The sequence below is a fragment of the Cellulophaga geojensis KL-A genome (assembly GCF_000568425.1).
GTDB classification, from domain to species: domain Bacteria; phylum Bacteroidota; class Bacteroidia; order Flavobacteriales; family Flavobacteriaceae; genus Cellulophaga; species Cellulophaga lytica.
In genome coordinates this window covers 1-7,971 of sequence record NZ_ARZX01000040.1, presented here as the reverse complement: position 1 = coordinate 7,971, position 7,971 = coordinate 1, and the positions used below count along the sequence as shown (strand labels likewise).

At 30.2% G+C, this 7,971-nt stretch carries 4 protein-coding genes; all 4 read right to left on the bottom strand.

All coding sequences use genetic code 11. The annotated features are described in order from the left end of the window. Positions 1–35: 35 nt before the first annotated feature. Positions 36–785: a LytR/AlgR family response regulator transcription factor gene (locus KLA_RS16740; RefSeq protein ID WP_034647218.1), complete on the bottom strand. Its 750-nt coding sequence runs from the start codon at positions 783–785 to the stop codon at positions 36–38. A gap of 1 nt (position 786) precedes the next feature. Beyond that, a complete protein-coding gene (locus KLA_RS16735) occupies positions 787–3,693 on the bottom strand; it encodes a histidine kinase (protein WP_034647217.1) in 2,907 nt (968 codons plus the stop codon). Between the two features lie 108 nt (positions 3,694–3,801). Next, a complete protein-coding gene (locus KLA_RS16730; protein WP_152536869.1) occupies positions 3,802–5,127 on the bottom strand; it encodes a hypothetical protein in 1,326 nt (441 codons plus the stop codon). Between the two features lie 69 nt (positions 5,128–5,196). Beyond that, positions 5,197–7,680, bottom strand: coding sequence for a choice-of-anchor D domain-containing protein (locus KLA_RS16725; RefSeq protein ID WP_034647215.1), 2,484 nt, complete (start codon positions 7,678–7,680; stop codon positions 5,197–5,199). Positions 7,681–7,971: the final 291 nt, after the last annotated feature.

Sequence of the window (7,971 nt, the reverse complement as noted above, 5' to 3'; positions counted from 1 at the left end):
CTAAAGGAATTGGATTAGGAATAGCAGAAGCATTGCTAAAACACCTCTTTTACTATTTTTAAAAATTCTTGCTTTTTTGTTTTAGAAATAGGAATAGCTATTTTATTTTCCATTTGTAAAAAGTCGCCATCCTTTTTTACATATTTTTCTAGGTAATGCAGATTTATTAAATAAGATCTATGACATCTAAAAAATAAATGATTTCCTTTTAATTGTGTTTCAAAATAAGATAATGGTTTACATATCAATTCTTGTTTATTGTTGGCAAGGTAAACATTAGTGTACATTCCATCTGCTTCTAGGTATAAAATATCATCATGTGATACAAAAATTATCTCGCCAGGAATTTCTAAAGCTATTTTATGTGAAGAAAGTGACTGTATAGCCTTTTTTAATTCTTCAAACTGAAAAGTCACCTTTTTAGACTCAATATTTACTACTGCTTTTTGAATGGCTGTTTTTAACTCATCAATTGCTATTGGTTTTACTAAATAATCAACAGCTGATAATTTAAGCGCATCTAACGCATATTGTTGATAAGCTGTTGTGAAAATCAATTGAAAATTAATTGGTTCATTAATAAAATCAAGTATTTCTAAACCAGAATATTCTGGCATCTCAATATCTAAAAAAACAATATCAGGTTTATAATCCTTAATTACCTTTACACCTTCCATTAAATTCTCAGCTAATTTAATACCTGTTATTTCTGTAAAAAATTCAGAAAGCATTGTTTGTAAAACACTCCTAGCCTTAGCTTCATCATCAATAATTAGTGCTCTCATTTTAAAACTTTTTAATGGTTATGGTTACTTTAGTTCCTGCGGGCTGCTTATTTACATCTTTTTTATCCTTAAAATCTACCTTAATCACAAATAACTTTTCTTTTTTGTACAAAGCTATCCTTTCTTCGGTTGCACTAACTGCAAAAGATTGATGTCCTCTTCTTTTTTTATTTATTTCTGCAGATTTTTTTCTTCCAATTCCATTATCTTCAACAATTATTTGAATAATATCACTTGCAAGATGATTTAAATGAATCCATAAGTTACCTGGATTTTTTTTATGAATTAAACCGTGTTTTATTGCATTTTCAACAAAAGGTTGAATAAATAATGGTGGTACTTGTATTTGGTCTTGCTGTAATTTTGAGTCAATATTTAAATGTACTTCAAACTTTTTTTCAAATCGAAGTTGTTCTAAAGCAATGTATATTTCTAGAGAATTGATTTCTTCCTTTAAAGAAATAGAATTCAGTCGGCTATGATCAAGATATAAGCGTATTAAACGAGAAAATTTCACTAAATAATCACTAGCTAAATATTTTTCGTTCTTCATAACATAGTCTTGGATAGCACCTAAAGAATTAAAAATAAAATGCGGATTCATTTGAGAGCGCAAGTTTTCTAGCTTTAACTTACTAATTCTACTATCTAAAATTACTTTTTCTAATGTTCGTTGTCCTTCTTCCTCCTTAATTCTCATTTTAATTTTAAAATAAAGAACTGTTCCTATTACAGCAACTATTATGGCTAACGCATAAAACCACCAAGTATCCCAAAAAGGCTTTTCAACATTTATAATTACTGGCTCGCTTATTGTACCAACATCCCCGTTTAAAGCTTTACTTCTAATTAAAAATTGGTACTTTCCAGAAGGTATTCCAATATACCTTACAATATCCTCGTTAAGCTCTGCAGTTTGCCAATTAGCATCATAGCCTTTAAGTTTGTATTGAAACACAAGCTGTTTGTTTGCTAAAAAACCATTTGCCCTAAGCAGAAAAGTGATGTCATTAGTATTATATGGTAACAAATAAGATGTTTTATAAGGAGAAGGTTCTCCTCCAACGGTAACCTCGCTAATATATGCGTTAGGAATTTTATTTTGTTTAAATAAATCCTCGCCATCATTATTTATTACGCACAAGTAATTGTTTCCAGGAATCCATAACGATTTGTTGGCATAAATAGGTTGTTTAAATTTTATAGAGTTTTCATCTTTTAATTTAATGGTGGTAATTTCTCTGGTTGCTTCATTAAATTTTTGAATTCCTTTTTCTGTAACAATCCAAATTTGATTATCAACACCTAAAATTCCTTGAATTTGAGAATTTAGCAAACCCTCTTTTGCAGTTATGCTATCTTTTATTTGAGCATTATTTAAATGATATAATTTATTATTAGACAAGGCCCAAACATTGTGAGTTGTTGATGTATAATTAGAGAATATTATTGGTTTTTTATTATAATAAACAGGTGTAGTTTTAAATTGATGATTGTAAGAAACCGTTCCATCTATATAACTAATGTAAGATTTTTTACTATTTGTGTCATAATGCACACTTATTGGGCGTTTTGTGGCTATTTCCTGGTGCATTGTGCTCTTTTGAATATTGTTATAAAGCAAAACACCTCTGTAAGAAAGGTATAGTAATGAATCCTTATTTATTTCAGCAAAACCCTTAGCTGTAGTAAATTCCGTTTTTAATGTAACTAACTTTTCATCATGTAAAGAATAGGTATAACTATTGGTTCCGTTAGTACTTATAAAAGCTTTTTTAGAAGCCGAATTGTAATAAATTCTATTCACCGGTCGTGAATTAGGTATTTCTATTTTTTTAAAAGATTTTTCTTTAATGTTATAGACTACAAAATATCCTTTTTGCGTACCAAGTAATAAAATATTTTCGGATGCTTTTTCTACAAAAATAATATCATCGTCTTTGGGTAAAACATAGTGTTTAGTTACTGCTAAATTTGGCATTACTAAAACGCCGTTGTATAATGTTGTACACCAATAATTACCTTCGTTATCAACCTGTAAATCTGTAATTTGGTATTGTTTTAAAAAATGATTTTTAACAATAAAACCGGTTTTATTTTTAACTAATTGTACAATGCCTTTTGAGGTTAATAACCAGGTAGTATTACCAATTAATTTAGATGTGTAGATCTGTAATTGTTGTACTGTTTTTGGTAGTGTAATAGATTCTAACTCTTTAGTTTTTGCTTTGATTAAAAATACTTTTTTGTCGCTATCTCTTACAAAAGCAGCATTATTAAATAATTTTAGAGTTTGGAATTTACCAAAGTCAAATTGTTTATTTTCTTTTAGTATGGTGGTTTGTATTTCATTATTAATTTCTTCTACTAACGTTAAAGTATTTACAGAATTAATGTTATAATAATAAAACCCATTATTTATTTTAATAACTTTTGATACTTTGGTATTGAGTTTTTTTTTGATTTCAGCAGTCTGTTTGTCTAACTGAAAGCTCTCTGTTTGCGAAAGAAAGAAAATATTTTTTTTGAGAATACATAAATGAGCAAAAGCTCCTTTTAATTCTGAAGATAAGTCTTTAAATAAAACTAATTTTTTATTCTTAACCTTATAAATATGTCCAGATATTGTGGAGCACCATAGGTTTCCGTTTTCATCTTTTTGTAAATTAAAAATACCTTTAGTTGTGGTTTTTTCATTTTTAACCAAGGTAAATTGTTTTCCGTCATAGTAAAACAAACCCTTTTCACTTCCAATCCAAATTAAATTTTGATCATCTTGAACTACATTAAAATTAGCTAAAGCAACCAAACCTTCATTAGATCCAAAATGGGTAAAAAAAGGATCTTGAGCAAAAGCTATGCTGTTGCAAAAAAAGATAAAAACTAGTATGTAAAGGTAATTTTTCACAAAATATAAACTATGTCAAAAAAAAAGACGGTATTGCAATATAAACAAATCACCGCCTTTTCTTTTAAAATATAAATCTAAAAATTAGTTGCTTTTAATTGTTAGTATTTAATTATTTGGCCTTGCATCACACTTTACATAATCTCCATATGGAGCTCTAATACTACCGCGGTTTATTCCGTTAAAATACGGATTTCCGTAGTTGCCGCCACCAGTATAATCTCTTCTTACAATAAATTGGTTTAGCATACATTTCCCACTTTTATTTTCTTGTATAACAGCACCAACCGACCATTGATATAAAGGCACGCCTGTTACTTTATGTTTTACAGTAGACCATTTATTAGATGTCATGTATTGATATAAGTTTTTCATATTCATTTTACCATAGTATGTATTTAATCCACTTACAGCTGCAGTTTTAATTGCTGAGTTTTTATCAAAACTTCCTTTTACTGGCATTGTTACACTATTTAACTTTGCTCCTAACCAGTCTTTACGTAAATCATCAAACTTAGCAAAAGTTGCCTTAGAAGTTACCTCTGGGTTTTTATAATACTTTTTTATTAAATCAGGATTTTTAGCTGCAATAACAAACTGTTGTGGTTGTGCGTTATTCATCCATTTATGTCCTTCTTCATCATTTTTATGATACACTTCTGCTCCAATTAATAGTACACCCGGTTCAAGTAAAAGCACGTTGGCATTGGTCCACTCTGGTCCGTCTCCCATACCAAACTGAAACTGAATATTTCCTTTATTAGCAGATTTTCTATACTGTTCAGGAACCACACCGTAACGCTTTTTATCGGCAGAAAAATATGCGTTTACTTCATAAGATTCAGGGTTGTATTCTAAAGAAAAACCTTCATAAATATCACCTGGGTCACTATCAAAATGGTTTGCAGGGTTTCTAACAAAATATTGTGATAAATGGTAGTAACCAGACAGTTTCATTTTATCTGAAAAACCACCATCATAAGCAGGTATTTTTTTAAACTTTGTTCTGTTTAACACATAAATTTGATTGTCTTTAAATTTATCATCTTCACTACTTTCTACCGGGGAAGGAATTTCACTCACAACCGTTCCTTTACTATTTTCTTTAGCTAATAAGGCTTCTTTTTCTGCGGTTTGTTTTTGTTGGTATTCTTTATACTTTTTAAAATAGTACTCTTGCTTTTCCTTATCGTTAGGGTACTTTTTAGCTAGTTCTTGTTTAAATTCTTCGTCTGTGTATGATGTTTTTTCTTCTGAATTGGTCTGACTATTAGAGTCGCTAGTACTGTTTTTAGCGCTTATTTTATTTTCTGCCTTTTTAGCTATATTTTTTTTAGCTTTTTTAAGCATATTTCCAAATTGCGCGTGTGCAGAAAATTGCGTTAAAAAACCCAAAAAAAATAGACATATTATTTTTGATATTGTAAGTTTCATAATAACATATTTAGTTGAGTAAAGTTGCCTGTAACTACAGGCAACTTCTGTATATTTAGTAAATTTTGTTTATTGACAGCTAGTAGTACTCCAAGAGGCTCCGCTTGGCTTTGACCATTGATTTGCTGTAGTATTTGGTGGATTTAAAGGATCAAAACCTGCATCATGTTGAATACACGTTAAGTTAGCATTTCCATCTGCAACCATATAAATGAAATTTACATTATTACCATTTGCTACGTTTAAACTTGTTAAATTATTATTTCTTACATGCAATGAGATTACTCTTGAATTATTAGAAATATCCATACTTGACAAGTTGTTATTATACGCAACAAGTGTTCTTAAATCTGGATACATAGAAACATCTAACGTACTAATTTGATTTTCTTCTAAATATAAAGTTCTTAAACCGTTTGCAGTAGTAGGTAACACTAGCGTAGAAATATTGTTGTCTCCACATTGAAAGTTCACTAAGCTAGAATGATTTGTTAAATCTATTGTATTAATACTATTTTGCTGAATTAATATAGTTTCTAGTGCTAAATTAGCAGAAAGATCTAAGGCTGTTAAACTATTTCCTTTTAAGGTTAACCTTGTTACTGCTGTATTTTGACTTAAATCTATACTTGTTAACGAATTATTCTCTGCATGAAACTGTGTAATATTCACAAAAGCCTCCAAACCCGTTACATCTAAAATATTTAATCCGTCTACTCTAATTTCACCCGTGAAAGCTTGAGCTTCTGACACTTGAATTTCACCATCTCCGTTTGTATTGATTGATGAATTCCCTACTAATGCTGCTTTAAAGTTAGCATCTGGTATATTAACAATAGTACCTGTAGCAGCTTGTAATCCATTTCCTTGAGCTATAATACCATAATTAGGTTTTGTAGGATCATTGCTTTCTACAACAATTTGTGCGTATTTTTGGCCTACGCTTTGTGGTGTAAATCTAACAGTAACAGTATAATAACCGTTTGTCATTATAGTTTGTGGTGCAGACACATTAATTAAACTAAAATCACTTGCGTTAGCTCCGTTAATTCTAATAGTGCTTACCTCTAAATTTCCTTGACCATTATTTTGAATATCAAAAGTTAAATCGGTTCCTGAGTTGCCAACTGTAACATCTCCAAAATTTAATCCTGTTTCACTAAATGCAATTGCAGGTTGTGCTGGCGCTGTTCCTGTTCCATTCATTGGTAAAGACACTTCATTTTCACTAGAATTATTACTAAATCTAATAGAACCAGAAGCAAAACCTTCTGAACTTGGAGTAAACTTTACTTCAAATGTATAACTACCTCCAGGAGCAATTGTTCTAATTAACGAACTTGTTCCTCCTATTACTGTGAAAGATGATGCAGAACTACCTCCAATAACATTTGCATTAGTAATCTCTAAATCTGCAGTACCTGTATTAGAAATTGTAATGTTTTTAGACAACTCTTGTCCTACGGCTACATTTCCAAAACTAATTGGTGATTCACTAAACTGCATCACAGAAGTAGCTGCTGCAATTCCTGTACCTGTTAAACTTACAGAAGCATCTGCCACATTTGAATCTATAACTAATACCGCAGATTTTGCTCCTTCAGAAGTTGGACTAAATTGTACAGTTACTGATGTATTGGTTCCTGCAGCAATGGTTAAAGGTGTAACTACGTTTTGTACTGAAAATTGAGACGCATCTGTTCCGTTAAACGTAAAATTAGTAATAACTAAATCTGCAGATCCAGTATTTGATACTACCAATATTAAATCATTATCCGTATTTAGTTCAACATCTTCAAAATCTAATGAAGTGTTGTCTAAAGAAATAACAGGCATTGGTTGCGCAGTTCCATTTCCTTCAACAGCAACATTAAAAGTTCCTGCATTCGTTTCTATTGCTAACACAGCAGATTTTACACCTTCAGATTGCGGTGTAAAAGTTACCGAAACATCTGAAGTTTGGTTTGGACTTACTGTTGTTGCTGTTCCGTTTGTAGTAAAATCACTTGCATTAGCTCCAGAAAAAGAATATCCAATTATTTCTAAATCACTATCTCCAGTACTTGTAATTGTAAATGGTAAAGAACTCGATGCTCCTATTTCAACATCGGTAAAATCAATGTTTGTAGTACTCAAAGTAGCAGCAGCCACTAACTGAGGAGATGCTATACCTGTTAAGTTTATAGTTTTTTTTCCATCATTAGTTAATATAACAAGGTCTGCGTTTTTTTCTCCTTCTGATTGCGGCTCAAAAACTACATCAAACACGTAACTATCTCCTGCTGACAATGAATTTTCTGAAGCATTTGTTGAAAAATCTGCAGAGGCATCTCCTGTTAATGAAAAAGAAGTTAATTCTAAATCTCTACCTCCTGTATTAGTTATGGTAAAACTCTTTGATGAAAATTCAGTTACCATAACACCTGCATAATCAAACATAGTTTCATCAATAGAAAATTCTGCAGGTAAAATTTCTTCATCTTTACTACAACTTATTATACTAATTAGCATAAAAACTATAATACTTGTATACGCTGTAATTTTTTTTCTCATTTGGTTTTATTTTTTGGTTTTTAAATAGGTTTACTGGTATATGAAAGCAAATGTAAAAGTGCTGCGCTTATGTATTTAAAAATTTTTCTAAACGGTTTCTTTTCTTTTCTAAAAGACTATATTTTTAAAATAAAGGGAAATGTAAAAGAAATTAACTTGATGAATTCTTTGTATTTATTAAGTTATTAGTTACTATAATAAATAAAGGGTTTACCCATAGTTTTATGCTTACTTTTAAAGATGAAAAAACACTAGAGGTATATTTAGTTCATAAAGAACATTTAGCACTTA

What these genes read in the sequence shown, in the direction of transcription:
- KLA_RS16740 (WP_034647218.1), bottom strand. Translation starts at nt 785, where the DNA reads ATGAGAGCACTAATTATTGATGATGAAGCTAAGGCTAGGAGTGTTTTA.
- KLA_RS16730 (WP_152536869.1), bottom strand. Translation starts at nt 5,127, where the DNA reads ATGAAACTTACAATATCAAAAATAATATGTCTATTTTTTTTGGGTTTT.
- KLA_RS16725 (WP_034647215.1), bottom strand. Translation starts at nt 7,680, where the DNA reads ATGAGAAAAAAAATTACAGCGTATACAAGTATTATAGTTTTTATGCTA.